The 25513-nt window shown below is 55.5% G+C and carries 24 protein-coding genes; 15 read left to right on the plus strand and 9 right to left on the minus strand.

Annotated elements, in window-relative coordinates; translation table 11 throughout:
* Positions 1-2 precede the first annotated feature (2 nt).
* Positions 3-422, minus strand: a complete 420-nt coding sequence (gene xseB, locus RB_RS04200; RefSeq protein ID WP_007333124.1) for an exodeoxyribonuclease VII small subunit — start codon at positions 420-422, stop codon at positions 3-5.
* Between the two features lie 308 nt (positions 423-730).
* Here xseB and RB_RS04205 point away from each other — a divergent pair, with 308 nt between their 5' ends.
* Complete coding sequence (locus RB_RS04205; protein ID WP_231846204.1) at positions 731-1903, plus strand: hypothetical protein; 1173 nt, start codon at positions 731-733, stop codon at positions 1901-1903.
* 385 nt (positions 1904-2288) lie between these two features.
* Here RB_RS04205 and RB_RS04210 read toward each other — a convergent pair whose 3' ends face one another.
* The 3 genes from RB_RS04210 to RB_RS04220 form a co-directional block, all read right to left on the minus strand.
* Entirely contained in the window at positions 2289-2756 is a 468-nt protein-coding gene (locus RB_RS04210; RefSeq protein ID WP_007325564.1) for an NUDIX hydrolase, read from the minus strand.
* 106 nt (positions 2757-2862) lie between these two features.
* Positions 2863-4008, minus strand: coding sequence for a DUF4013 domain-containing protein (locus RB_RS04215; protein WP_164921497.1), 1146 nt, complete (start codon positions 4006-4008; stop codon positions 2863-2865).
* Between the two features lie 696 nt (positions 4009-4704).
* Complete coding sequence (locus tag RB_RS04220; protein WP_231846205.1) at positions 4705-4887, minus strand: hypothetical protein; 183 nt, start codon at positions 4885-4887, stop codon at positions 4705-4707.
* A gap of 31 nt (positions 4888-4918) precedes the next feature.
* Here RB_RS04220 and RB_RS04225 point away from each other — a divergent pair, with 31 nt between their 5' ends.
* Positions 4919-7078: an alpha-amylase/4-alpha-glucanotransferase domain-containing protein gene (locus RB_RS04225; RefSeq protein ID WP_011118691.1), complete on the plus strand. Its 2160-nt coding sequence runs from the start codon at positions 4919-4921 to the stop codon at positions 7076-7078.
* Positions 7079-7187: 109 nt separating this feature from the next.
* Positions 7188-8075, plus strand: coding sequence for a serine/threonine-protein kinase (locus RB_RS04230; RefSeq protein ID WP_007329162.1), 888 nt, complete (start codon positions 7188-7190; stop codon positions 8073-8075).
* A 631-nt stretch (positions 8076-8706) separates the two neighbouring features.
* On the opposite strand, the gene RB_RS04235 is transcribed toward RB_RS04230, so the two are convergent.
* Positions 8707-10119, minus strand: coding sequence for a mandelate racemase/muconate lactonizing enzyme family protein (locus tag RB_RS04235; RefSeq protein ID WP_164921498.1), 1413 nt, complete (start codon positions 10117-10119; stop codon positions 8707-8709).
* Between the two features lie 227 nt (positions 10120-10346).
* Here RB_RS04235 and RB_RS04240 point away from each other — a divergent pair, with 227 nt between their 5' ends.
* From RB_RS04240 to RB_RS04275, 7 genes are all read left to right on the plus strand, one after another.
* On the plus strand, positions 10347-11828 hold the full coding sequence (locus RB_RS04240; protein ID WP_007333131.1) for a DUF1501 domain-containing protein: 1482 nt from the start codon (positions 10347-10349) through the stop codon (positions 11826-11828).
* 222 nt (positions 11829-12050) lie between these two features.
* Complete coding sequence (locus RB_RS04250) at positions 12051-12431, plus strand: response regulator (RefSeq protein ID WP_164921500.1); 381 nt, start codon at positions 12051-12053, stop codon at positions 12429-12431.
* An 83-nt stretch (positions 12432-12514) separates the two neighbouring features.
* Positions 12515-12724, plus strand: a complete 210-nt coding sequence (locus tag RB_RS04255; protein WP_164921501.1) for a hypothetical protein — start codon at positions 12515-12517, stop codon at positions 12722-12724.
* Between the two features lie 32 nt (positions 12725-12756).
* The gene (locus RB_RS04260; protein ID WP_231846206.1) at positions 12757-12942 is read left to right on the plus strand and encodes a hypothetical protein; all 186 of its coding nucleotides are present in this window, start codon (positions 12757-12759) and stop codon (positions 12940-12942) included.
* A gap of 192 nt (positions 12943-13134) precedes the next feature.
* A complete protein-coding gene (locus tag RB_RS04265; RefSeq protein ID WP_231846207.1) occupies positions 13135-13602 on the plus strand; it encodes a hypothetical protein in 468 nt (155 codons plus the stop codon).
* A 521-nt stretch (positions 13603-14123) separates the two neighbouring features.
* On the plus strand, positions 14124-14504 hold the full coding sequence (locus tag RB_RS04270; RefSeq protein WP_231846208.1) for a hypothetical protein: 381 nt from the start codon (positions 14124-14126) through the stop codon (positions 14502-14504).
* A 163-nt stretch (positions 14505-14667) separates the two neighbouring features.
* Positions 14668-15159, plus strand: coding sequence for a hypothetical protein (locus tag RB_RS04275; protein ID WP_231846209.1), 492 nt, complete (start codon positions 14668-14670; stop codon positions 15157-15159).
* Between the two features lie 336 nt (positions 15160-15495).
* Here RB_RS04275 and RB_RS04280 read toward each other — a convergent pair whose 3' ends face one another.
* Positions 15496-16353: an IS5 family transposase gene (locus tag RB_RS04280; protein ID WP_164921504.1), complete on the minus strand. Its 858-nt coding sequence runs from the start codon at positions 16351-16353 to the stop codon at positions 15496-15498.
* 255 nt (positions 16354-16608) lie between these two features.
* Positions 16609-17889 (minus strand): IS701-like element ISRba4 family transposase, encoded by a 1281-nt coding sequence (locus tag RB_RS04285; protein ID WP_076611259.1) that lies wholly within the window; start codon positions 17887-17889, stop codon positions 16609-16611.
* A gap of 788 nt (positions 17890-18677) precedes the next feature.
* Between RB_RS04285 and RB_RS04290 the strand changes: the two genes are divergently transcribed.
* From RB_RS04290 to RB_RS04305, 4 genes are all read left to right on the plus strand, one after another.
* Positions 18678-19208 (plus strand): hypothetical protein, encoded by a 531-nt coding sequence (locus RB_RS04290; RefSeq protein WP_011118707.1) that lies wholly within the window; start codon positions 18678-18680, stop codon positions 19206-19208.
* 75 nt (positions 19209-19283) lie between these two features.
* Positions 19284-19919: a hypothetical protein gene (locus RB_RS04295; RefSeq protein ID WP_164921505.1), complete on the plus strand. Its 636-nt coding sequence runs from the start codon at positions 19284-19286 to the stop codon at positions 19917-19919.
* A gap of 299 nt (positions 19920-20218) precedes the next feature.
* A complete protein-coding gene (locus RB_RS04300; RefSeq protein ID WP_231846210.1) occupies positions 20219-20866 on the plus strand; it encodes an LssY C-terminal domain-containing protein in 648 nt (215 codons plus the stop codon).
* Between the two features lie 390 nt (positions 20867-21256).
* Positions 21257-21403 (plus strand): hypothetical protein, encoded by a 147-nt coding sequence (locus RB_RS04305; RefSeq protein WP_007329533.1) that lies wholly within the window; start codon positions 21257-21259, stop codon positions 21401-21403.
* A 27-nt stretch (positions 21404-21430) separates the two neighbouring features.
* Here the strand turns inward: RB_RS04305 and RB_RS04310 are convergent, their stop codons facing one another.
* Positions 21431-22987 carry a mechanosensitive ion channel family protein gene (locus RB_RS04310; RefSeq protein WP_231846211.1) on the minus strand — a complete coding sequence of 519 codons (1557 nt, stop codon included), beginning with the start codon at positions 22985-22987 and terminating at the stop codon, positions 21431-21433.
* A 278-nt stretch (positions 22988-23265) separates the two neighbouring features.
* Here RB_RS04310 and RB_RS04320 point away from each other — a divergent pair, with 278 nt between their 5' ends.
* A complete protein-coding gene (locus tag RB_RS04320) occupies positions 23266-24264 on the plus strand; it encodes a linear amide C-N hydrolase (protein ID WP_231846212.1) in 999 nt (332 codons plus the stop codon).
* A gap of 149 nt (positions 24265-24413) precedes the next feature.
* Here RB_RS04320 and RB_RS04330 read toward each other — a convergent pair whose 3' ends face one another.
* On the minus strand, positions 24414-25313 hold the full coding sequence (locus tag RB_RS04330; protein WP_011118715.1) for a ParA family protein: 900 nt from the start codon (positions 25311-25313) through the stop codon (positions 24414-24416).
* Positions 25314-25513 lie beyond the last annotated feature (200 nt).

The following is a 25513-nucleotide window of genomic DNA, read 5'->3' on the forward strand; positions in this document are numbered from 1 at the left end:
GCTCACTCATCGTCCTCCGCTGAATCGAGGTCCGCAGAATCAACGCCCGTTGTGTCGCTTGCGGAATGATCCGGCGCGACGGCTCCGCGGCGTTTGCCTCTGGAGGCCTGCTTTTGAACGAGTGACTCGCCACCGGACATGTTTTCCAGTGGCTCCGTCACGGGTCGACCTTCGGCATCGACGCCGGCCAACACCGAAATTTTTCGTTCGGCAACGTCCAGTAACTGATAGCACTGTCGCATTTTCGCCACCGCGACCTCGTACTGCTTTAGCGAATCGTCCAGCGTCAATGCACCAGATTCGAGCTTCCGAACGATCGTCTCCACATCGCCCAGCGTCGTTTCAAAATCCCCTAATTCTGCTGCCGTTTGCTCGCCGTCGCCGGCCTCTTCAGCAGAGGGGTTCCGTTTCTTCTTAGCCAAAACTGTCTTTTTCTGGATTGGGTGAGGATGGTCTGTGTGAATTTTTGACCAGCAATTGTTTGTGATCTATTGTTCCGAAGAAGTGGTGAGAATGGACTATAGCAGACAGTCCATCACACCCATCAGGCCATGCCTGTCCCGATTTGCCCCGGAAATGAATCTCTAGCCAAATGGCTCGAAACAACCGTAAACGAAAGCGACGTCTTTCTTCACCTGCACCGCAGCCGCGGCCGCAGGTGGAGCAATCCACTGCTGGCAATATCGAAGGGACCGAAAATCCTTGTGATCAGGTCCCTGAATCGGCTTCCATGTCCACCAACGAAACCAATCCAAACGATCTGAACGACTCGCCGGAGGCGGATTCTCTCACGAATCCCGCTGCCATCGGCGACGCTTCTGCTGAACCAGCCGGCGCAACCGGCTCCGCGATCACTCGCGCCGACTTGGTCGAAGTCGTGTCAGATGCTGCGACGCCGATCGATGAACGCTTGCAGCAAATCGTTTCACTGCTTGGTGAATTCGAAGGCCGCCTGACATCACGTCTGGACGAATTCGCGCTCGCGCCGCTGACGCCTTACGAATCCGAACAATCGGCAGATCCCGAAATCTCGGCGGACGAATTCGAACAACCCGCCGACACCTGTGCGGTCTCGTGGCAGCCACCTGTTCCGACCGAAAACACAGACGAGCCAGCAGACCAGAACTACGACGGCGACCAGTACACCGAAGGCAAATACGGCCAAGGCGATTACTGCGACTTGATTCCGCCGGAAGTGCAGCGGTTGGAGGAGGAGTTGCAGGCCGAGCGAATGCGCTCGCATGAACTGCAAACCCAGAATGACCAGTTGGCGGCACAGCTTGCATCGAACGATGTCAAACGCACCGTGTCCGACACGCAGGGCTGCGACGACTCAATGTCCTGGGAAGAGCGGAAGGCACGCATCCTGGAGCAGATGGAAAACGATGACTTCAACGCGGAGTCGTTCCTCGAGTCGCTGTCCCAACCCGCCCAAGAAATTGCAGCGTCGATCGATCCTGATTGGGTCAGCAATCCGGTTGCATTCATCGATGATTTGGTCGACCGGCTTTCACTCGCCGAACAGACGATTTCTGAACGCAATGCCGAGATCCACGAACTGCAGATTCTGCTGCAAAACCGCGCGGACACTCGCAACGACCAAGTCGCATTTGGTGCTGCTGCGATCGCCGGAATGGTCGACTGTGACGAATTGGTGATCGAAGAACGCGAACGCCTGGCGCAATTGAAATCCGAATGGGAAGACAAATTCCGAAGCGCTGAGATCGAAGTTTCGCTCGAACGAGCCAAGCTTTCGCGAGAGCGTCAGGAGTTGGCTCGTCGCACAGAAGAACTGGAAGAACAAATCGACCAGTTGCAGCGTGAAAAAAGAGATGCCCGCAACTACCCCAAAACCGGCCGCCGTTGGCTGGCCGAATTGGGATTGCAATCCGAGGGCGAATGATGCGTCCACCTCACTGGCTCACGGACTAGTGAACCAGAGACGATCAATCGCATTCCTCGTGGCGGCTACAAATTGCATGGGGCGGAGCAACGGGTTCAAACAACCGATCGCTCCACCAGCCATCAAAGATTATTTCTTGCGGTGACGAATCTTGGCTCGCATCCGTCGTTTCTTGCGGCCTACCTTGCGTCGTCCCTTGCCAGATTTCTTGGTACCCACCTAGATCGCTCTCCTGGAAAAATGTTCGTGTTTTGCGTGCATGGCCAGGTTTCGCGTCTTGGCACCGCCATTCATTGGCGTTCCAAACTGGGGCGAATTCAAACACCGGCCGGATCGAATCGCGTAGCCTAGCAGAACGCCAGCGACCGACAAGGCGAGTTTTCCCTCAGGACGTCGAGGAATCTGTCCAAGGCAACTCGATCTCGCCGCCTCGCCACGCCGCCAGAAAATCAGGCAGGCTGGGCAGCACGCCGCGTGCGGTGACGATGTCATTGGCCGTCATCCAGTGAACCTCAGCCACTTCGTCGGGATTCGGCACGGGATCGATGTGATCAGGAAATTCCGCCACCCACCACGCCAACCGAGTTCCCCAGGGCGTAACGCTTCGCCAACACAAACGTGTCGGCGTCACATCAATCGCCAGTTCTTCTTGCATCTCGCGAATCAGAGCCTCTTCTTCGCTCTCACCAGCCTCGATGCCTCCGCCAGGCAAACACAACTTGCCTGGTGCATTGACGGTCAACGAGCGGCGGATGATCAGCAACTTATCGGCGCGGAACATCACTCCGATCACACCGCGTTTGCGGTTGCGATGTCTTGATTGGTTCGGTTTCGTATTCGGCAATCCAGTCATGCTGCGCTTCTACCACCTGATAGAAGAAACGGCAAGGGAACCCGCCTCGGAATCGATGCCCAGTGGGATCAATGCTCAGTCAGCAGTGCAGTCATCGGCGGTGCGATCAAACGCCCACGAACGGGACGGGCACCAACAAAGCATGCTGGCGAACCCAAGTTTCCACACCGTCCCAACTGGTGAATTGGCTGCCCATCAGAACCAGCATGTAGAAGCCGACAATCGCGGGCATCACCACCAACCGAACCGCCCATCGAGAGACAAACCACCAACGCCCCGACCAAACACCCGGAGACCATTCGCCCGATTCCGCTAGGACACGCAGCCGCCGGCATCGACGCAGCGCCAACCCTTCTGCGATTCGAGCCGGCAGCATGAATGCCACAAACACCAAACACGGCAACCAAGTGATCTCTTGCGGAGTCGCTTCAATCTTCAGCAGGTACAGCGGGATCGGCATCAGCACCAACCCGACCAACATCGCTCCCGCCCAAGACCAAGGTGCGTATCGAAAGTCACTGCGAACTTGCCGCCACTGGAACATCGCTCGCCAATTGTTTTGGGCCGCAAAGTGAGTTTGCAACATCGGCAAGTACAGCAGCACAAACGCGAGCGTGAACAAAGCCAACACGCCCAGCAGACCATCCGCGGCGTTGTCGCCTTGCCGAGTCACACCCATGATCACAAACGCGGGAATCAACCAAACCAAAGTCAGCAAGGCACCGCGAACGCCCATCCAAAACAATGCCGGAATCCGCAGGCCTTTTAAAAACGCCCACACTCGATCCGCAAACTGCGACCAAGTCGACGGACGCCACGCTTCTTTGAAAAACCGTTTGGGCTGTGGCCACAGATAGTGCTTCAGCCGTCCGCCGCGAACCCAAGCCCAACCCAAGTAAACGGTCAAGAACGCCGACAGCGCGAGAGCCCCGATCCGCAGTCGAGTCGCATCGGGAGACCCCGGATCAATCACCGCAGCAACGGATTCCCAATGAGCCAGCAATCGAGTCGGTGCGGACGCAACCGCGAGCGCCAAAAACGCGGCTCCAAAGACCCCCGCCGCGTTCAAATTCGGCAGCGCGTCTTTGAGTTGCCCTCCCGAGGCCAGATGCCCGGCAACGGCGAGCAGATACCCCAACGTGATCAACTGCAACAACGGAAGCGCCGTGACGAACGCCAAGATCAACGCCAACGACGCAAGACAAAACAGCGTCCAAGTGGCTTTTCGAATGGATTGAAAGAAGCGTCGCATACCCGGTGTTCGAAATCTTCCCCGAGATCTTGGCAATGAAAATGAGTTTTGTGGGAGGGAAGTGGAAAGGGGGCTTGATAGTGGAAAGGGGCACAGGATCACAGAACCACAGGATCATGCAAATCCTTAGGATCCTGATTCATGCAGCAAACCCCGATCTTACCAGCATCCCAAAAACCTGTAGCACGGTGGTCCCCACCGTGACCCAAACACCATCCGCACCAGAGTAGAACAGTTGTCCCCAACTGTTCCGCCAACCAGAGTTCTCCGTCCAAGTCTCGCCCCACCCAAACCAAGCTCCAACTCATCTGGAGCTCGCATCCCTGCCCCACCTCGCAAACCGCTCGCGACGTCGATTCAGTGCTCGTCTCGGTGGGGGACCACCGAGCTACAGAAAACGTCAAAAACCTGTAGCACGGTGGTCTCCACCGTGACCCAAACACCATCTGCACGAGAGTAGAACAGTTGTCCCCAACTGTTCCGCCAACCCACGTTCTCCCTCCAAGCCTCGCCCCACCCAAACCAGCCTCCAACTCATCTGTGTCACGCATCCCTGACCCACTGCGCAAACACCTCGCAACATCGACTCAATGCTCGTCTCGGCGAGGGACCACCGAGCTACGGTTTGCTTTTGGGGTGCCGCTCCAGCCCGCAGAACCGTTACGACCGTCGTTTCCGCTCAAGCTGACACAACCGTCAGCCGATGATGTTCGCAGCGGTTGTCGCGAGTGTGACGATTGCGCCAATTAACCGGCTGGAAACGACCAGCGAATTTGGCTCGCCCAAACATTCGCGTCGTTTCGAAAATTCCGGTTGTTTTTTGCATTCGCGCAATGCATGCAAATCGTAAAATTCGCGCACCGTCATCGCCTGTTTCACGACGTCCTTCCACACACTGACCCCAGCGCCCATGTCGCCTCACGTTCACCTTTGCTTGGTCCTTCACAACCACCAGCCAATCGGAAACTTCGATGGCGTGTTTGAACAAGCGTACCAGGACAGCTACTTGCCGTTTCTGGAGGTGTTTGAACCCTACGACGCCCTGAACATCTCGCTGCACACCTCTGGCCCGTTGATGCTGTGGTTGGCCGAACGCCATCCCGAGTACCTCGACCGTGTGCGTTTGCTGGTCGAAGCCGGCCGCATCGAGATCGTCGGTGGGCCTCAGTACGAACCGATCCTGACGATGTTGCCCCGACGTGATCGCGTGGGCCAGATCCAATCGTACAGTTCATGGCTGCAACGCAACCTAGGTGTCTCGCCCGCCGGCATGTGGATGCCCGAACGAGTTTGGGAATCAGGACTGACCGCCGACGTGGCTGCGGCCGGAATGCGTTACACCGTCTTGGACGACTACCACTTCAAATCCGCTGGGATGGCGGAAGAAGAACTGCGCAGTTATTTCGTTGTCGAAGACCAAGGCCAACTGCTCCGCGTCTTCCCTGGCAGCGAACAACTTCGCTACACGATCCCATTCCGCCCGGCTCACGAAACGATCGACTACCTACGCGGGATCGCTCATTCGAATCCCGGTGCCGTGATGACGTTCGGTGACGATGGCGAAAAGTTCGGCACTTGGCCCGACACGAAATCGCACGTCTACGACGAAGGCTGGTTGCGTTCGTTCTTTGATGCGTTGACTGAAAACCAAGAGTGGCTGCACACGGTCACCTTGGCAGAATCGATCCAAAACGCGGCTCCAGCTGGCAAAGCCTACCTGCCCGATTGCAGCTATCGCGAAATGACGGTTTGGTCGCTGCCCGCGGAATCACAAGAGATCCTCGACGACGTTTCCCACGCGATGGAAAACGACGAACGCTGGAGTCACTTGGAATCGTTCGTGCGAGGAGGTTTCTGGCGGAACTTCAAAGTCAAATACGAAGAAACCAACGAGATGTACGCTCGCATGATGCACGTGAGCGATCGGTTGGCCAAAGCCGAAGCCAGCGGTCACGATGCGGGTGAGCTCTCCGAAATTCGCGACCACCTGTATCGCGGTCAATGCAACTGCCCGTACTGGCACGGTGCCTTCGGCGGAATCTACTTGCCTCACCTTCGCAACGCGATCTACGAACACCTGATCCAAGCCGACACGTTGCTTCAAGAAATCGAAGGCACGTTGCACACCGTTTCGGCAACCGCGGGCGACTACGACTACGACGGCCAACAAGAAATCCGGCTGTCCAACGAATCCATGGTCGCTTGGATCGATCCCGCCCAAGGTGGCCGGATGTACGAGTGGGATTTGCGAGGCATCAACCACAACTTGTTGGCCACGCTGCAGCGTCGCCCGGAAGCCTACCATCGCAAAGTCCTGGCTGGACCAAGCTCCGCCGGTGGCGACGTGGCCAGCATCCACGACCGAGTCGTGTTCAAACAAGAAGGGCTGGATCAAATGATTCAGTACGACCGTTACGCTCGCAAGAGTTTGATGGACCACTTCTTTGACAACGAAGCGACGTTGGAATCCGTCTCACGCGGCGAGTCGCCCGAACGAGGTGACTTTGTAGAACTTCCATTCGAAGCCAAACTGCGTCGAGGCAGCGACCGCGTTCAAGCTCAACTGCGCCGCGATGGCAATGCTTGGGGAATTCCAATCACGCTGACCAAAGCGGTCACGTTGCAAGAAGGCAGCGGCAACTTGTCCGTGACTTACTTGCTGGAGAACCTGCCACCGGCCAGCCCTCTGCACTTCGCCGTGGAGTGGAACTTTGCTGGTCTGCCGTCCGGAGCTGACGACCGTTATTTCAGCGACGTCGACGGCAACCAACTCGGGCAACTCGGCGAACGTTTGGACCTCACCGATGTTCGCGGCTTGTCGCTCTCGGATCGTTGGTTGGGCGTCGACATCGACTTGCGAACCAATCGCGACAGTGGCGTTTGGGCATTCCCAGTCGAAACGGTCAGTCAAAGCGAAGCTGGGTTTGAACTCGTGCATCAATCGGTGTGCGTGATGCCTCACTGGATCATCACTGCGGATGCCGAAGGACGCTGGGCGGTCACGATCGACATCGCGACTCGCTGCGAAAATTCGGTCGAACTTCAATCCCACGATCATGTGAACGCGTAAGAGTCATGCTGGTTCGAAAGTGTTTTGATTCTGATTTCGGTTTTGATTTCGTTTGGTCGGCACGAGCCCTTCGCCGTGCGAATTTGATGTCCCCTTTGAGGCAACGCCCGTGACGGCACGTTTGAAATTGGTGATGGATCCCGGCGAATCGACGCGTCGTCTTCGCGTCGGCATGCGGTTGGATAAATACCGGCTCGTCAAAAAGCTTGGCGAAGGTGGGTTTGCGACCGTTTATTCCGCCCACGACACGATCGAGGATCGCGACGTGGCGCTGAAAATTCCGGAGTCCCATTCTTCGGACGATCACCAATCTGCCGACGACCTGCAACGCGAAGTCCGCATCATGGCGAGCCTGTCGCACGAGAGTATTTTGCCGCTCAAGGACGCTCGGTACATCGACGGCCACTTCGTGATGGTGTTCCCACTTGGCGAAGAAACCTTGCACGATCGACTTGGTCGCCGTATGGCTCGAGCAACCACGCTGGACTACGTCCGTCAAATGACATCGGCCGTCGCGTACGCACACGAACGCCGAGTGCTGCACCGCGATATCAAACCTGAGAACTTCATTCTCTTTCCCAACTCCAAGATCTGCCTGACCGACTTCGGGTTGGCACGGATCGAACGTGGCCGTCACGCCGTTTCGGCATCGGGAACGCTCGGTTACATCGCGCCCGAGCAAGCGATGGGCAAACCAACGTACCGCAGCGACGTGTTCTCGCTCGGCTTGGTGATCTACCGGATGTTGTCGGGATCGCTGCCCGAGTACCCGTTCGAAGCCCCTTTGCCTTCGTACGCCAAACTGCGTCGCGGTCTGAACCAAGAGTTTGTGGACTGGATCCGTAAGTCGATGGATCCCAAACCGCTGAAACGATTCCGAGACGGAGTCGCGATGGCCAACGCACTGGACCGGATCAAATCGTTGACCGTTCCTGGCTCCGCAACGGGAACCACTTCCACAAGAAGCACCCGGCACCGAACACGCCGAGTCGCGTGAACAAAACGCTCTCGCTAAAAAAACTGTCGCACGGTGGTCCCCCACCGTGACCCACGCATCACCAAAGTAGAACAATTGTCCCCCATTGTTCCGTCAACCAACGCTCTGCCCTAAGCCTGTTCCCCCCAAGCCAAACGCCAACCAATCGGCTGTTGGTATCTCTGCCGCGAAAACAGCAAGCAGCGTAGATTCTGCGATCGTCTTGGTGGGGGACCACCGAGCTACAGGTTCACCAGTGGCCTGAGTTTCCAGCTTGGGTTCGAACCAATACGCCTCACGCCACCCCTGCGTTGACTTGACTCGCGTCCGCGCCGAGCATCTCGACCCGCCAGCGATTGCCGAAGCGACGCAAACAAGCAGCGACCCAAAAACCTGTATCACGGTGGTCCCCCACCGTGATACACGCATCACCAGAGTAGAACAATTGTCCCCAATTGTTCCGTCAACCAACGCTCATCAATCAAGCCTTGCTCTACCAAGCGCTAACGTCCATCCATCCGCATTGGACGTCTTGGTGTGCGAGCCCTCTCGCGGGAACCATTGAAGGCAACGGTTTGCTCGAGTGCTGCCGGAACTCCGCTTCGCTATGGTCCGGCCTACGAATGGGGGCGGATGCTCAATCAATCGCCCTTCAATACCCGAGCCCGGGGCCATCCAAGCAACTCGTCGGCACGCTTCCGCCTCGGACTTCGAACATCGGTCCGAAGCAAGCCATCCATTCGGCGTTGCCCTCCGGGCAGTACTGGCGGCCATTGCTCTCCACCGCGGCCACGCCGGGGATATGAGCTGACAATGACGCTGAGTGCAGCAGCGACGCTCCCACGCACGTCAGGTCTTGCACGCACAAGAACAAGTTCTCGTGCACCGCGATCGCGCCGAGCAACAACGCTTCGGCGTGCCCCTTGCAAGCCTTCAACGCAATGCCACTGTAACCTTGCGACACGGCCAGATGCAGACTTTCCAGTCCCGTCAGCGACTCATCGATCACGACGGGGATTCTCGCGGCCGCTTGATGCATCGTCACCGCGCCCGGTCGCTTTAAGTCACGATGAGTGGGTTGCTCGATGTATTGGATCCGCTCGAACGCTTCCGGGCACTCCGATTCCAATCGGTCCAGCAACCCGAGCACGTAGGCTTCGTCCTCGCAGCGTTCGTTGAAATCCAACGAGAACCACCAAGGCTTGCCGGTCGACGATCCGCGGTCAGTCGTTTCGTTGGCCACCGTGTTGATGTCTCGAACGCGGCGAAAATCCCAGTCGGCGTCGTCGCCGTTCAACTTGATCTTCAGGTGAGTCAACTCGTTGCGAGTGATCCACTCACCGAGCGTCTCGGGCAAACCATCCCCGACGGGTTCCGCCAAATCATCTTGCGTCAATGGATCGAGCGCCCCGACCAAGTGGTACAGCGGCAACGTGGCGACGGGCGACGAAGAAATGAACTGATCCAAACGTAGACCTGCGTAGCGATCATCGCCGGTCATCTCACCCAAATCCGGCGGAAGATGCTCCGCCGACAGCAGGCTGTAACTGCTCTGCCCTGCAGCTTTCCCATGAGCGTCAAACAAAGCGGCTTCGATTGGCGATGCGGCCAACAAGATCGCCAGTTCCGGAATCGGTGCTGTCAGATCGTGCCCCGCCGCGACGGCAGCGACCAGATCCTCACGCTGACTGGCCAACTGCAGACAAATTTCCATCGGGTGTCCAGTAAGGGTTCCCGACGCTTCGTTGACTTGCGCGGCCATGCGACTGGCCAACTCCAACACGACCTCCAGCTTGGTTCCATCGGCGACAGAAGCGTCCGGCCACGCCCAGGCCACTCCCATCGTCATGCTGCCGATCCCGATCTGATCACCATCGGCGACCTGACCTGCCTGATTCGTCGCGGTGCACTGAGCCGTCAAAACCGTGACCTCTTCGACCACCCGCCCGCCAAATTTCATCGGCGTCCGGTAGCGATACGATTCCGATTGCAGGGTCAATGCGAACTGTTTGAGAGCCGTTGGAGCAGGATTGGCGGGGAAACGAAGTGGCTTTGGGGCAGACAAGGCGGGACTCAACTGGGGAGGGGATCGAGTGACTTTGCCAGCAGTTTAACGCACTCGATCGATCAGAAGTGATGCCCGAGAAACCGGATTTTTCCCGAATCGATTGCCTCGGTTCGCAAAAGTCGTTTACAATGTGGAGGCGACCTGCGTCTAAGAACCAACGTCACGTGTTCTAAGATCGCGTCCGCCCCCGCCTCCCTTCCAACCTGCTGCCTCATCATCACGCCATGAACGCACCTCGACCAAGCCATTCCGGTAACTTCTGTGGCCGCACCCGTCGCGAATTCGTCTGGGAAACCGGATGTGGGTTCGGAGCCGCCGCGCTGAGCTCGATGCTGGCCTCCGATGGATTGTTGCCACATGCGTCTGCGGCAACGGCGTCACAGGTCTCCGGATCGGCGGGACCGATGGCGGTCAAACCACCGCACTTCGCTCCCAAAGCCAAGACGGTGATCTTCTTGTTCATGTACGGCGGCCCCAGCCACATCGACACGTTTGATCACAAACCTGCGATGAAAGGCATGGATGGCAAAACCGTCGACGTCAAAACGTTCGGTCGCGGCGGACACAAAGCCGGCGGCCGAATTGTTGAACCTCGTTGGGATTTTGCTCCTCACGGCGAATGCGGCAAAATGGTCAGCACGCTTTTCCCCAACGTTGCCAAACACGTCGACGACATCGCGTTCCTGCATTCATTGACCGCGGACTCGCCGATTCACGGATCCGCCATGCTGATGATGAACAGCGGCAAGATCCTGTCCGGCTCGCCCGCTCTGGGATCTTGGCTGACGTATGGGCTGGGCAGCGAAAACCAGAACATGCCGGGCTTCGTCGTGATGCTCGATCCGACCGGTGGTCCCATCAGCGGTGCCAAAAACTGGTCCAGCGGTTACATGCCGGCCACTTATCAAGGCACCGTGTTCCGCACCGAAGGCAATCCGATTCTCGATCTGAATCCGCCTTCCGATTTCCCACCTGGGTTGCAGCGTCGCCTGATCGATTCCATCCAAGACGCCAACCGCCGTCACTTGGTCCAACACGTTGGCGAAGAACCCTTGGCTTCGCGAATCTCCAGCTATGAACTGGCGTACCGAATGCAGTCCGCTGCACCGGAAGCGGTCGACCTCTCCGACGAGACCGAAGAAACGCTTTCGATGTACGGCGTGAACAATCCCAAAACGCAAGCCTTCGGCAAACGCTGCTTGCTCGCACGTCGTCTGGCTCAGCGCGGTGTTCGGTTCATCCAGCTTTACAGTGGCGGTGCCCACAACGACGACAACTGGGACGCCCACGGTGACCTGGAAATCAACCACAACAAACACGCCGGAGCGACTGACCAGCCCATCGCTGCGTTGCTGGCCGATCTGAAACGAACCGGCATGCTGGACGAAACCTTGGTCGTTTGGGGTGGCGAATTCGGACGTCAACCTACCGCGGAATACGCCAACGGCAGCGGCCGAGACCACAACGCCTACGGATTCACCATGTGGATGGCCGGAGGCGGAATCAAAGGCGGCGTCAGCTACGGGACGACCGACGAGCTCGGTGCCGCCGCGGTCGAAAACCCGCTGCACGTCCGTAACTTGCACGCCACGATCTTGCATCAAATGGGACTCGATCCAAACCATCTGTCCTACTTCTATGGTGGCTTGGACCAGAAACTGGTTGGCGTCGAACACGTTCGCCCCATCCACGAAATCATCGCCTGAGCAGCAACCAAGTGGCATAGGCTTCTCGCTTGTGATTGCGCTGAACACAGGCTGGAAGCCTATCAGCCCGTTGATTTAGTCGTATACCGAGTGACAACAATTAGCCGATGGGGGTTAGCCCCGGTTGGCGTCTGACTAACCGCCGCTAACGCGGTGCGGCTCATTAAATCAACAGCCCGCTATGCCACTCTTTCTCTGCTCGTTTCAGAATGTCGGACAGACATGACGACCGCAATCAGAATTCTCGCCGCTGGATGCACCGACACGGACTCTGCATTGCTTCTCGACACGATCTCTGAACGAGGCTGGGACTTCAGATCCGTTGACAACGGTGCGAACGGCCTCAATCAGTTGCAAAAGTACCAGCCACATCTTGTGTTGCTTGACACTGAACTCGTTGAACCAGACGCGTATGAACTGTGTCGTCAAATTAAAGATGATCACACTGCGTTGGTCATGCTCGTTACGTCCTTGAGGGACCACAGCGAGATTGCTCGCGGTGCGGAAGCAGGAACGGACGATTTCTTGTCGAAACCGATCGCAGAAACGGATCTTCGCAGTCGCTTGGTGAATCTCGTCGCCTTGCACGATACAATCCGTTGATCAGAGCAAACCGCCGTTTCAGAATGGAGCGGGATCATGACGCGAGCTCATCCTGCCCATCTGCTTCGAAACATCCAAGAGCAATGCTCGAATCTGTCGTACCGATCTTCTTGACCGTGTCGGCGATCCTAACGTGTCTCCTGCAACTTTGGACTGGATTCGCGGTCGCAGGTTTGCTTGGCGACAACGCTTTGATCGACCGCCGCACTGCACCAGGCCCTTACTGGTTTATGATGGCATTCCAAACTTTGGTTCTAATCGGCATGCCGATACTGATCGCCCTGGCTGGCTAAGCAGGGATGCAGAAATCATCGGGATGAATTCCATGAGCCGTTGGCGTGTTCGCTCCGGTCATGCGTGGGAACCGTGGCGAACGCCAAACCGGTCGCAGACGCGAAGCCTCCTGCCGATCTGCATCGTCGCGGTGCTTTACGCCGTTTGCGAGGGTGGCAAGCCCACGACTGACCAAACGATCAACATCGATTTTAACACACGTGTGCAGGCTGCTTGATGATCTGCGTTGCTTTCCCTGTACAACGATGACCGAAGCTCCTCGGGCTCATCGCCTTTCCTCTCGCCAAACGAAACCGTGTTCAAAAGCAAACCCAAATCGTCCAACCCAGCGAAACTGAAACTGTCAAAAGATCTTTGGAGGCAAATCGAACCGGACAAATTCGGTTTCGCTGCGATTGCGAAAGACTTCATGATCGCCAGTTCCGGAAAACACACTGGTTACACAGGTTTATCCCAAGCCTTGCACATTGGTGATGTCGATGCGGGGTGGGTTGTCTCGGTGAAACGCCCAATGGTGGCTGCGTACTCCATCGAACTTGACGCGGTTGTGCTCTTGGAAATGGACAAGAATTGGCCTGGTGTTGCATCGTGGAAAAGAGGCCAACGGATTCTTGTGGTGAATGTCTATCCGCTGGACGGTCGATCCGACCCACGCATTCCACCAGGTCCGAATTCACATGATCGTTTTCGAGATTTTAATCCGATTGTCCCAGCACTGATCTGCTCGGATAGCAAGAGGATTGATTCCCTGATGCGATCAATACCAGAAAGCATTTGGCAGCGTTCTTTGGAACACGCCAAGCTTGCAACGTCCGTCGAGTCTCCATATATCCGCGATGGTCGTCCTTCACTCGCAGTCGTTGGCTTTGCGATGTAACCAGACCGGGAGGAGCCTCACTGCATTTGTACCCAAAAAGGTGTCGGACACCTTTTCCGACTCTGCCTTTTCCGACTGTTGGTAGAACGCGGAGGACGTCCATATCACATGTTCAACGGCAAAAGGAACGTTACCGAAACCAACCCCACTGCCGATTACGCTGGTCAAGTGGGTTGGTCCGCGAGCAATGCATTTCTTTGAGCTTTCAACGTCGGTCCGACGGAGTGCGATGATTTCTAAGCCCACAGGTTTGGGTCGATGGCATCACTGCCCTCAACAGATTACGAGAATCGAGCCAACGGTTGGTGATGCAGGGCGAGACAAATCGCTGTGGTCCGTTTTTCTCTGTCGGATTGCGACGTTTGCCAAATCTGCCATCAGAGAAAAGCCAGGCGATGATGGAAAGCTTGCGGTTTGAATTTCGGAGCGATACAAAAATATGTTATGCAATAGATGACCTGCCAAACAACTCGCTCGAAGGATTGACTTCGTCGAGACTTCGGCCTCACCATCGGCTACCTATGTGGAATACCTATGCAATAACGCTGGCTGGCACTTCGATCATCGCCATGCTCGTGTTGTCGGTTGCTCTTTCGCCAAGAGAAACATTCTCGGGAATGCGGGATCTTTTTGACGCCCGTATTGTACGTCGAGCGTTGAAGAGCAGTTTCCGATTTCATATCAGTTCGTTGCTTTGGTTCACCGCATCCGTTGCGATTGCTATCAGCGTCTTTCAAACATTCGAAGCATCGCCGATCGCCTACGTGGTTGTTCTACTGATAATCGCGATGCTGGCTTTGACACGCGTCGCGTTGAAATCCATCTTCGAAACTCGAGTAAGACGTCTGCCTCCAAATCCAAAGTTTCCTCATTCCAGTGATATCTCAAACGGTGATGAATGACGAACTTTGCATCTCGCAGAGGGAATGACCTGCCTCAACTTTGGTAAATATGAGGGCATTCGCCTTGTGCCGTCCGCCGACATCCAGTGAAAGCCGCCAGTCGATGGAGGCGAACGCCGCTTGGCCTACGAAACAGTCGCACTGCGAACACGGAGCTGCTGACATGAAACTCGGGATACGCACGCTCGGACTCGTTACTGCCACACTTGCTGCCACCGTTGCGTGGTTCTCGGGGATGGTCACGATTTTCGATGACACGTTTGGCGGTGAGCCGCTGATCGGAATTGTTTTTGCGATGCTCGTGGTGCTATCCATCCCAATTGGAATTCTTCTCACGACATTTAGCTTCGCAAAGGATCACAAACGCGAGCATTGGCCGATCGCCGCAGTCAGCAGTGCACTGCTAGTGATGATAGGTCTTGCGAGCTACAACGGAGCGTGGCCGCTCGCAAAACTGTTGACCGCCGACTTTGTCCGAGGCACCGCGTTCACGAACAACCCTCGGTTTTGGTGGATGATGGCACGAGAGGTTCGAGACGCCGGGTTCTATTTGCTTTGCATCGCAGCCATCGTTGCATTTGGCAACTTATTGATCTATGCCGTCCATCGCTTTTGCGGCAATATCCCACGGCCGAGCGACTCAACTCAAAGTTGAGTCCGCAATCGCAATTGAGCGACCGCACTTCCTTGAATCTCTTCATGCATAGACAACATGTCTCGCTCGGCTCGAATTGAAAGAAGGCTCGCTGCCAAACGCAGTTATCAAACGGTGCCGTTTTTGCGTCGCTCTCGCACGCTCGAGTCGATCTTAGCCACTACCTGTGTCTTGACACTCATCGTTCTTAAGATCGCTTCTCAAGTCGGCCTGTTGTCGGGAAGTGATTCGGTCGGAAAGGCAATGGCTCTGATATGTTTGCTAGCACTACTTGTTGCTGCACTCAGTGTTTTGTTCATCTGCACGCTGGCTCTAAGAACCTATCCGGTAACCCAATTAAGTCGTAAGTCTATATTTGAACGGAGGTTGATCACCGGTTGGAGCAAGTCGCCTAAGCATGCGTCCGATCGAAGCGACATGGATCATTGCTTCGCTTGATTCTGTCCGGTGTTCATAGTCGCGACTGAGTCGCCGCCAACGTCCAAACCAACTGAATGTTCGTTCCACTACCCAACGTTTCGGAAGCAACACAAATCCCTTTGCTCCCTTGGGTCGCCGAATGACCTCCAGCTTCCAAGTCAGATTCGCTTGACGACCGAGCCAGGAATTCAAAGCGTGATTGTGGTACTTCGAATCGGCCCAGATAACTTGTAGTCGTGATTGCTTTGATTGCGAAAGCTGCTTCAGCACCGGCCTAGCCGCATAGGCATCGTCGACCGATGCGATCGTCACCGTGACAGCAAGTAGCAGACCGAGCGTGTCGACCACAATGTTTCGCTTTCGCCCCGTGATTTTCTTGCCTCCGTCGTATCCTCGGCTTCCACTTCGTTCGCTTGTCTTGACGCTTTGGCTGTCGATACTGCCCGCGCTGGGTTCCAGTTCTTCACTCGGCGCCTCCAGCATTCGAATCGCCCCAACGAGTCGCTCGTTGACTTTTCGCAGGGTGCCATCATCACGCCACTTGGCGAAGTAGTCGTACACCGTGCTCTTGGGAAGAAGGTCATGAGGGAGCATGTCCCACTGGCAGCCGCTACGGCATTGGTAGAGGATCGTGTTGACGACTTCACGCATATCCACAGTGCGTGGCCGACCGCCCTTTCGACTCTTGCGAGGCTGCGGAATCAACTCGCAGATGATCTCCCACTGCTGATCAGTCAAGTCGCTTGGATATCGTTTTCGTCCACCGTCGTTCATCGCACACTCCGTTGCTTCGAGGAACACAAAGTGTGGTGATTACTGGCGTTTTCGAGAAGTCCAGTTTCCGGATAGGTTCTAATACTACAGCGCTAAGTTTTGGGCCATCGGCATCGTGTGATGCTTTCGGGGTCGATACCGAGTTCGGCGTATCTGTCGAGCTTCGTTTGCGTATGGCTGATGCGAGCCGCTACGTTGCGTGATTGATGGTAGTTGATCCGTGAGGCGACCTGATCAAGCAACATGCGACGACTCTCACGAGGGAGTGACCAGCTGACAACGATTGCGTCGACCGCGTCGCGAATTTGCTGAATTGTCCACTCCGGATTTTTTTTCCCGCTCCTGCTGGCAGGTTTGCGAAAGAAACAGATAGCTCAACGACGTGATGATCAAGTGGCGTTTCAGACCCAAATATCGGCGCCCCTCGTAACAGTCTAAGCCGACCTCTTGTTTCTGATCCTCGAAACAACGTTCCACTCGCCATCGCTGAAACGCAACCTGTAGCAGCATCGCCATCGAAGCGAACTCGCTCGCGTTGCTGACGAAGAATTTCAGTTCGCCGTCAAGCACGTTTCTCGCGACCACCAACCACAGAGACAGCCCCGGTAGTCCGTCGCTGCCTTTGAGTGTGACGCGAACCCGCTTGGCTTCCCAGATGATGGGACCTTTCTCGCCGTCTTTGACGCGGTAGCGTTTCCAGCGTTTCGCTTTCATCGCTTCGCCGTGCCAGAACACTGTTTCAACACTTCGCGGCGAACTTTCCCCGCTCTTGACGCGGGGTGTCTTGCGACCTCGGCCGCGGCCGCCCTTGCGATAGGGCTGCTCGGTCACTTCGGGATGCTTCTCCCAAACCGAAAACGTTCGCGGCACTTCAAGCACAAACTTCTGATCGCGGTCGGCAAGAGCTTCCAGGAATCCAGGTTTACCGCCGTAGCCTTCGTCAGCGGTTAGCCAAGGATATTCAATCCCCTCCTCCTTACTGCGATCAAGCAATTCCAACGCGATCTGCCACTTGGGGCGATAGACCATCTCATCGGGAATGCCGGCGGCGGCACAACGCTCGCGGTCGTTACTCCAGCTCTCGGGGAGGAACAGTTCACCATCGACCATGCAGTGAAAGTCTTCGTTCGCCGCAGCCAGATGAACCGTGACGATACAGTTCTCCTGCTTGCCGACTTTGCCGCACCACTGTCGTTGCACGCCAGGCGTTTTGTCGCCCTTCTTGACGTCGCTGGTTTCGTCAATGATCGCGACAGTGTTCTTGTTGACATGCTCATCACGGACGATGTGGATCAGCCTCCTGCGAAGTCCATCTTCGTCCCACCGATGCTGGGCGATAAATTCCTGCAAGGTTCGCACCGGTGTACCGGCTTGCAACGCAATCGGCTCCACACTCTTGGCGTCCAGGTCGGAAAGTTGACCACGGACATAGGTCGTCAAATGAGCCCTCGTGTCGCTTCGTCGAAAACAATCGCCAAAGCGAGCCAAGTAAGCATTTAACCGATCTTCGAGTTGTTCCAGTTCAGCGACATCCATGCCAAGCTCTCCGTGCAGCAAACAAAATCTCCAGCTGCTATTCTCAGCGAAAAGCCCGGCCCTCTACAACACCATTTATCGCTGTAGTACTAACTGGGCCGGTTTACAAAAATCAGCTCGATTTTGCTACCGGCGAACTTGAAACGTATGGGCCAATCGACAAGTTTGCGGCCATTGTATTGGCCGCCCTGATTATCGGTACGCTTGGCTACATCGCATGCCGCTTTCTGGATGTTTTTGTGTAGCTTCGTATGGCGCCGCCAGGATTTGGCTTCATCTGCCTTTGATCACGCGGTAGGTTCAGACGGAGCCAACCGAGACTGTGGAACTAAGATGAACGACGATCCGCCAATGTTGAAGTTTGATGAACACCGCGAGTCGGCGAACGCGGACGCTCGAGTTCGATGTCCAAAATGCGGCAGTCGCATCTTTATGCACGACATGCGATGCGAGCACTGCGGAATCCATTTCGAAGGTGAAACTTGGGAGTTCTCTCCATCGACAAAGCAAAGCCTGCATTCAACGATGCTGGGTTCAGCGAGATGGATCCTGATTGTCGCTGTCGTTGTTTTATTGTGTCTGATTCTGTCCGCATTCTTCCGGCCGCTTTGATCGGCGGCGATACTTTCGTGACGATTTCGGCGGAAGTGATTCGCATGAGTCGATTGTGAATCGGAAAATTCACAATCGTCGTTGAGCAATGTTTTGCAAAGTATTTCATCGACTGTGTTGGATAAGTCGAGTGCCCCTTAAACCGACCATCAGATACTGCTAGAGAGGTTCCTTCCTTGAATCGTGTTAATCGAAACGTCGCTAGTTACCTGTTGCTGTTGTTAATTGCGGTTGGCTGGCCACCCATCTATTCGTTGTATATCCATCCGCATCTGCAGCAGCGGATTGACAGCCGGAATGTTTCGACCGATGAGTTGATGAACCTTCTCCACGCGAAGAGGTACACCATCGAAATCCCACCGGAACTTGACGGGCAAGTGCTTACCTTCGATGTGACGGTCAATGGAGAAACGACCCAAGGAGGCGGTACCACCGTGGAAGGTGGATCCACGGTCGTCTTGCTACTGCGTCGCGACCAGAAGTCGAGGAAGATTGAGTACTGTTGGTCAGCCGGAAGCACACTGGCCCGCGGAGTCCTGGACGATCCTCTCTCTGATGCGGGCGTAACAAGCTGGAGAAACGAAGGGCTGATCAAACCTGGCGATTGGCTTTTGCGCGGTGGCAAGGAGCGCGTCAATGTGTTCCCAGCTACCGAACCTGCTGAGTTCGAGTTGCGTCTGGTATTTCAGTCTGTGAGTGCGGTTTGAGAGCACGAATCTCGTCGGACGCCTGCGTTCAACAGATAGTGAGACAGTTTGCATTCGGCCAGCGAGACGCCCGCGATGAAATATGAGCGATGGAGAGACGAACTGTTTGAATTACCGCCTGGAAGCGACCCGGTAATGCACGAGCGGTCAGAGAGCTTCTACGATGTTTCGGCGGAAATTGCATTTGATTACGTCGATCAAATGCTGGTTGACCCAGAGGTTCACGTTTTGTTCACAAAGGATCAACTCGGTAAAGGCATCAACACCGTCTATTCAAATTGCTGCAGCAATCTTCCGTTTCTCTACACGTCGGATTGTAGTGAAGATCGGAGAATCGTGGGGATTCGCAACCTGTCGAATCTCTATCAAAACTTTTTCAACCGGCACTGCACTGGTAGAGTGACCGACATCGGTAACTCCCGGGACGACGGTCCAATGGGATTCATCTGTTACATGTTCTGGGACGTTTTCGTTTTGTACCCTGGCAATGCAACATCGGGGATGGTCGACGCTGCGATCGATGTCATGCGTTTGGTTCTTCAAACGAATCATGACAATAGCCTGGTGTCTGCCATCCACGGACTCGGTCACTGGGCATCCACTGTGCCCGAGGCGGTCTCGATATTGAAACATTGGTGTCAAAAGCCGACGACGCAGAATCAATCGGTCGTGCAATACGCTCGCGCGGCTACGTCGGGGATGATACATTGAGCCCCAAAAAAGGTGTCGGACACCTTTTCCGTGTCCAAAGTTTCCTTTGAGCTTTGAAACACCTGTTACTTGCTGTGTGCGTCCGGTAGCGTTTGCCGCACAACGCGGAACGCATGTCATGCTGGAGCCCTCTTTGCTCATTGCATTGGAAAGCATCGAAATTGAACCAAGAAACTACACCGACTCCATCGCGTCGGCCACGCCGTCGCCGAGTCATTCACTTGCTCATTGGCTTGGCAGTCGCCTGGGGCCTTTTGGCGTACCTGGTGGCCCCTTTTGTATGGAAGGATATCGCGTGGATGGACCCTGCATTGGATGCTGTGCCACGGATCACAGAAACAAGCGATCGTCATCCAGGTGACCCGCTGAATGTGGAGTTGATCGGCACGAAGTTCCAGCTCGAATCAACCATGAACGCCGCGGGCTGGTACACGGCGTCTGCACTGGGAGTCAAAAGCGACCTAGAGATTGCGGCTGACACGATTCTTTCGAGGCCGGATGATGCTGCGCCGGTTAGCAGTTTGTATCTCGATGGACGCAAGGAAGACTTTGCTTTTGAGCAACCGGTCGGCGATAACCCACGGCATCGACATCACGTGCGTTTTTGGAAGAGTAACGAGTTGAGCGAAGATGGAAGACCGAAATGGATCGGAGCGGCAGTCTACGATGAGCACGTCGGCCTCAGCCGAACAACGGGACAAATCACACATGTCACTGCCGCGGATGTTGATGCGGAGCGGGACTACCTCTTCGAATGCTTGGAGAAAACGGGACAACTCGAATCAACGTTCATTGTGCGTGGATTCCATTCAAAACGCTCCGGTCGAAACGGAGGCGGTGATCTCTGGGAAACCGATGGTGACCTCTATCGAGGCGTGATTCGCGCGACAAACGAACCCGTCGTGTCCGCTCAAGATGGAGAGGCATCAAACGCTTCCCGCCTTTGACGAGCACGAGCCTCGGCGAAGAGCGTTGCCCACTATGTTTCTGAGACAGAATCGTGGTCGATGGCCAGTTTTTCGAAACTTACACCTGCTGCGCGCATTCAAGGACCGTAGGGGCGTTGGGCCCGGGCAACCATCGATAGGCTGTTTCGCGATCCACCAGACCAGCGAATAGCGAATCTCGATGAACTTGCACGACGAGAAAAGAAGAGAAGGCTGAAGCCGTTCGTTGGGATCTCAGGCACCCGCGACATTTCCGGTACCGACCACCAAGACTTCTTCCGCCTGATGCCACCCGGCGACAAGCGTTTGCTGTGGTTTCATGACGCGTCTCACTCCAGTTTTTCCGATCCCACCGGCGGTCCACGTAGACTTCCGAACACAGACACAGACGTGACCAACGCTCTAAAAAACATGGTTCCCCGGGTCTTGGACAAGTACCTTCTCGACAAGGGCGAACTGGATCAGACGAACCGCGATGAATTGATCAAGCGAAGTCTTGGTGGATCCGTCCGGCAAATTGAGTGGAAAGTGAAGTGAGCCAAGCGGTGTTCTGTTCGCCTGAGATCACGACTTTTCAGGCAAACTGGTTTGGTACACATGGACATCTTGCTGCGGGAAGGGGATGGAAATCCCAGCGGCGTCGAACCGACGCTTCACCTCCCGAGTGACATCCGTCTTTACCTTCCACCAGTCGGATGTCGCCGCCCAAGGACGACAAACGATGTTCACCGAAGAATCCGCTAGGGCATGGGTGACGACGACCGGTTCCGGTTCTTCCAACACCAAGTCATGGCTTTTGACCACATCGGCAATGATCTCTTCCGCTTGCTCAAAGTCATCGCTGTAGCCGATCCCAAATTCCATATCAACGCGACGCTTGTCATTGGCGGTGATGTTGGTGATCACGTTGTTCCAGATTTCGTTGTTGGGAACGTAGATCGTTTGGTTGTCGAAAGTGTGAAAGGTCGTCGAAACCAGATTCATTTGGTGAACGGTTCCGGTGACCCCACCCGCGTTGACGACATGCCCCACATCAAACGGACGGTTGATCAAGATCATCAGTCCACTGGCAAAGTTGCTGAGCGTGTCCTGCAACGCCAAACCGACGACCAATCCCGTTGCACCGATCGCTGCCAGAATTGGCGTGATGTCCACTTCCAATGCCGTCAGCGCCACGGCAAATCCAACGGCGAGAAAGACGTTCCGGATCGTGTTGGCAATCAACCGCTCGGCAAGTTGTGAGAGGCGAATCTTCCGGTCCAAAAGCCAGTTCACTCCCCCGGACAAGACCTTGGAGACCAGGTACGCAACGACCAAGATCAGAATAAACTTGACGATGTTCCATGCCCAACGCTGCCCACCTTCTTTGGATACAAACCAACCAACGACGGTGGACCAAGCGGCTTCGGCATCCGTCGTGTCAAGTTCTACGCCGGACACGGCTGCGATGTACTTGCGGTAACTTTCGGCCTCTCCGCCTTTGGCTTCCCATGAATCTAGAACGATCGTAAACCGATCACTGAGCGAGGTGCGTTCGTCTTGCAAAACCGTGATGTCTTCGAGCAAATCAGTTTTCAGTTTGGCAGCCGTTTCGGTCGACTGCGCCGTTTCCGATGTGTCCTCGGCGGACGGTTCGCCCCCTTCGTCTGCTTCCGGAAGCTGCTCTTCTGAACGGTCAATGACATCCACCCCAGTGCTTTCACGAGCCGCCTGCGTGACCGTTTCCTCGGCCTTCTTCGCGACCTCGTCTCCAAGCTTTTTGACCTGTTCAGCTTCCGCCAGCGACCTGCTGGCTTCTTCTTCACTTTCAGCAGCCAATGCGTCGCTGGTCTTTCTCACCCCAAGCTTGGCGACCGCGATCTGACGTGCTTTCGCTTTCAGCAATTCGAACCAAGCGTCGGCTTCGACAGCCAATTCGTCCTGCGTCAACGGCTTGACCATCACCCGAAGGCTGTCCATCGGGACGTTGGGATCCGCCGTGGTGACGGGCGCCGTTTTGGGCTGGTCCGATTCCTGTGCAACGACTGGCAGACCGCTGACCCAGAGCGTGATCAAAGCGACAATACTAAACGCGAGAGCCGAGGGCGTTCGGGAGAGAATGCGATGGGTTGCCTGACACATGAGACATGGCTCCTCAGGATGGAACAAAGACGATCGAACGAATGCGGGAAGAACGCGAATACCCTAACGCTGTCGCGCAGATTCATGAAGAGTTGCCCGAACAATTGCAGGATTGGCGAGCCATTGTTTGCCTTGCAATCTCACGTCACTGCCGGACAATGCCGAGCCTTGTTTACTCGAATAAGATTTCTTCCAGAAAATGAAGGCCCAGATGCATGGTCGCACAGCAGCACTTTTTTCATGAATCCATCTGGTCAATCCTGGCGATTGTGTTGGCAATGTCAGCCTCCACCGCATTGGCCTGCACTCGCATTCTGTGGAATACCAATGGCGTTCTGACCGTTGCCGGACGGACAATGGATTGGGCGGAATCAACAGAACCCAGGCTGCATGTCTTCCCGAGAGGCATGCACCGAAATGGGGGTCGAGTCGGACCGCTTGATCTCGGTGATGAGAATCCACTCACCTGGATGTCTCGCTATGGATCGGTCGTAGTTTCCGCATACGGCTTGGCATCTGTCGACGGCTTGAACGAAAAGGGACTCGCCATGCACTTGCTATTCCTGACCGCCACCGACTACGGGCCGCGAAATCCTGAGAAAGCTGGCCTCCAGGCGGGCCTTTGGGGACAGTACTTGCTAGACAACGCTGCCACGGTGGAAGAAGCCCTGGAGAGAATGAAAGACGTTCAACCAATCATGGTCGAGCATGCCGGTTTCAAGTCGTCGCTTCACTTAGCAATCGAAGATGCATCAGGAGATTCCGCGATCATCGAATACGTCGATGGCCAGCCAAAAATCTATCATGGATCCGAACATCAAGTGGTGACCAATGATCCGCCCTACGATGAACAACTCATTGAGTTGGAGAAGTGGGATTTCGCGAATGCGACACGCCAAACCCCGCTGCCCGGCAACGTCAATCCAATTGATCGCTTCGTGCGAGCCAACTATTTCTTGAAGACGCTTCGCAAACCCGAGGGAGAACGAGAAGCAATCGCCACGACACTGTCGCTCGCCCGAAACGCGTCGGTGCCGTTCAACGCGCCCTACAAAACACCTGGAACGATCTACGACACAGAATACCGCACCGTCGTGAACCTTGATTCCAGACGTTTCTTCTTTGAGCTGACAACGAGCCCCAACGTCATTTGGGTGAACCTGGAGGACTTGGCTCTTTCTCCAGGCTCCCCGGTTCTTACGCTCAACCCAGATAACATTCATCTGTCAGGCAATGTGAACAAAGACTTCACACCCGTGGCTGAACCTCCGTTCTAAGAACCACGGGAACCACAAGTGACCTAGCGGAAGGGCGCGAGCTCTCCGGTTCCTCACCGGGCGGCTTGCGACACAACGCCAACATCGTCACTTGTTGTTCACGCGTTGCGAAAGCAGGCACCCGTGAAAGCTTGCTTTCCAGCAAGGTCTCACAAGCAAATCAGCTCTTCCTGTCGATGACTGACAGGAACATCCAAGTTCCGAAGTCGCGAAATGATCTCGCCGCAGAGTTCTCGATAACGGGCCGCGAATTGTCGTCCGTACTTCGCATCGCAGTTCGTTTGCGAGTTGCTCAGTTCGCGTGGGTCGACCGCCCGAGCCAATTGAGCCGCGTTGGGAATGACTGATTCAAATGGTGTGGGCAGCATCGAATAGGGTTCCGCAACCATTGCGCGGTGCAGCGGTGTTTGCTGGCGGTACAACGTCCAGAGCGTTCCTAGCGTCTCGACGCGAAAACGCTTGAGTCGATCAACCAAGTTCGCAGATCCTCGCACAGACAACTGGTCCGGGATCGATGGGATCACGCATCCATCCGCAATCCGCAAGAACATTTTGACTTGCATCGCAATGCTGGGTGGGCAGTCCACGATGACGAAGTCATACAGTTCGTTGAGCCACTTCTTCGCACCTGGCATTTGTTTCTTGATCTGCGTGAACAATTCTCTCTCGGTTTGAAACAAGCCCGCACGACGCTTGGATCGAAACGCATTGCTGTAGAAATCGTCAATTCGAAACGAACATGGGATCACATCCAGGAAGTCATGGACGGTCGCAACATTGGATGTTTCTTGTGCGATGAAGGATCTCAAGTCGTCGACTTCGAAGTCTGGATCGCACATCTCTAGAAAGACGTCGTGCAGCGTGCGTTTGCGATTCTCGCACTGGAGCATTCTCGTTTGGCCCAGCAACAATTCGCCGGCCATGCTCTGATGATCCGCATCGATCACCAAAGTCTTGTACCTTTCCTCCGCCAGAGTTTCCGCAATGGCAACCGTCGAAGCGGTCTTTCCAACTCCACCTTTGAGATTGATCATCAATAGAACAGGCATGGGCTTTCAATGGTTCGAGGGTTCGGGATCGCCTAGCGGAAGCAGCACCCGAGAGGGGCACTGATCCACTCAACAATTCAACATAAACTCACGCATGCTCAAACCGAGCGTTCGAAAAGCCGGCTCTTTCGTCTTCCGGGGCATCAAAGCTCGCCCAATCATGCCAACCGCTTTGCCACGTTGATTGCACAACGTCGTCA

The organism is Rhodopirellula baltica SH 1, from assembly GCF_000196115.1.
GTDB classification, from domain to species: Bacteria; Planctomycetota; Planctomycetia; order Pirellulales; family Pirellulaceae; genus Rhodopirellula; species Rhodopirellula baltica.

Bases quoted from the DNA above. Each gene is read 5' to 3' on its own strand.
- RB_RS04210 (WP_007325564.1), bottom strand. From the start codon at position 2,756: ATGACTGGATTGCCGAATACGAAACCGAACCAATCAAGACATCGCAAC.
- RB_RS04260 (WP_231846206.1), top strand. From the start codon at position 12,757: ATGAGCCGTTGGCGTGTTCGCTCCGGTCATGCGTGGGAACCGTGGCGA.
- RB_RS04255 (WP_164921501.1), top strand. From the start codon at position 12,515: ATGCTCGAATCTGTCGTACCGATCTTCTTGACCGTGTCGGCGATCCTA.
- RB_RS04300 (WP_231846210.1), top strand. From the start codon at position 20,219: ATGGACCCTGCATTGGATGCTGTGCCACGGATCACAGAAACAAGCGAT.
- RB_RS04275 (WP_231846209.1), top strand. From the start codon at position 14,668: ATGAAACTCGGGATACGCACGCTCGGACTCGTTACTGCCACACTTGCT.
- RB_RS04320 (WP_231846212.1), top strand. From the start codon at position 23,266: ATGTCAGCCTCCACCGCATTGGCCTGCACTCGCATTCTGTGGAATACC.
- RB_RS04330 (WP_011118715.1), bottom strand. From the start codon at position 25,313: ATGCCTGTTCTATTGATGATCAATCTCAAAGGTGGAGTTGGAAAGACC.
- RB_RS04265 (WP_231846207.1), top strand. From the start codon at position 13,135: ATGATCGCCAGTTCCGGAAAACACACTGGTTACACAGGTTTATCCCAA.
- RB_RS04310 (WP_231846211.1), bottom strand. From the start codon at position 22,987: ATGTGTCAGGCAACCCATCGCATTCTCTCCCGAACGCCCTCGGCTCTC.
- RB_RS04215 (WP_164921497.1), bottom strand. From the start codon at position 4,008: ATGCGACGCTTCTTTCAATCCATTCGAAAAGCCACTTGGACGCTGTTT.
- RB_RS04250 (WP_164921500.1), top strand. From the start codon at position 12,051: ATGACGACCGCAATCAGAATTCTCGCCGCTGGATGCACCGACACGGAC.
- RB_RS04240 (WP_007333131.1), top strand. From the start codon at position 10,347: ATGAACGCACCTCGACCAAGCCATTCCGGTAACTTCTGTGGCCGCACC.
- RB_RS04225 (WP_011118691.1), top strand. From the start codon at position 4,919: ATGTCGCCTCACGTTCACCTTTGCTTGGTCCTTCACAACCACCAGCCA.
- RB_RS04285 (WP_076611259.1), bottom strand. From the start codon at position 17,889: ATGGATGTCGCTGAACTGGAACAACTCGAAGATCGGTTAAATGCTTAC.
- RB_RS04205 (WP_231846204.1), top strand. From the start codon at position 731: ATGTCCACCAACGAAACCAATCCAAACGATCTGAACGACTCGCCGGAG.
- RB_RS04270 (WP_231846208.1), top strand. From the start codon at position 14,124: ATGTGGAATACCTATGCAATAACGCTGGCTGGCACTTCGATCATCGCC.
- RB_RS04295 (WP_164921505.1), top strand. From the start codon at position 19,284: ATGAAATATGAGCGATGGAGAGACGAACTGTTTGAATTACCGCCTGGA.
- RB_RS04280 (WP_164921504.1), bottom strand. From the start codon at position 16,353: ATGAACGACGGTGGACGAAAACGATATCCAAGCGACTTGACTGATCAG.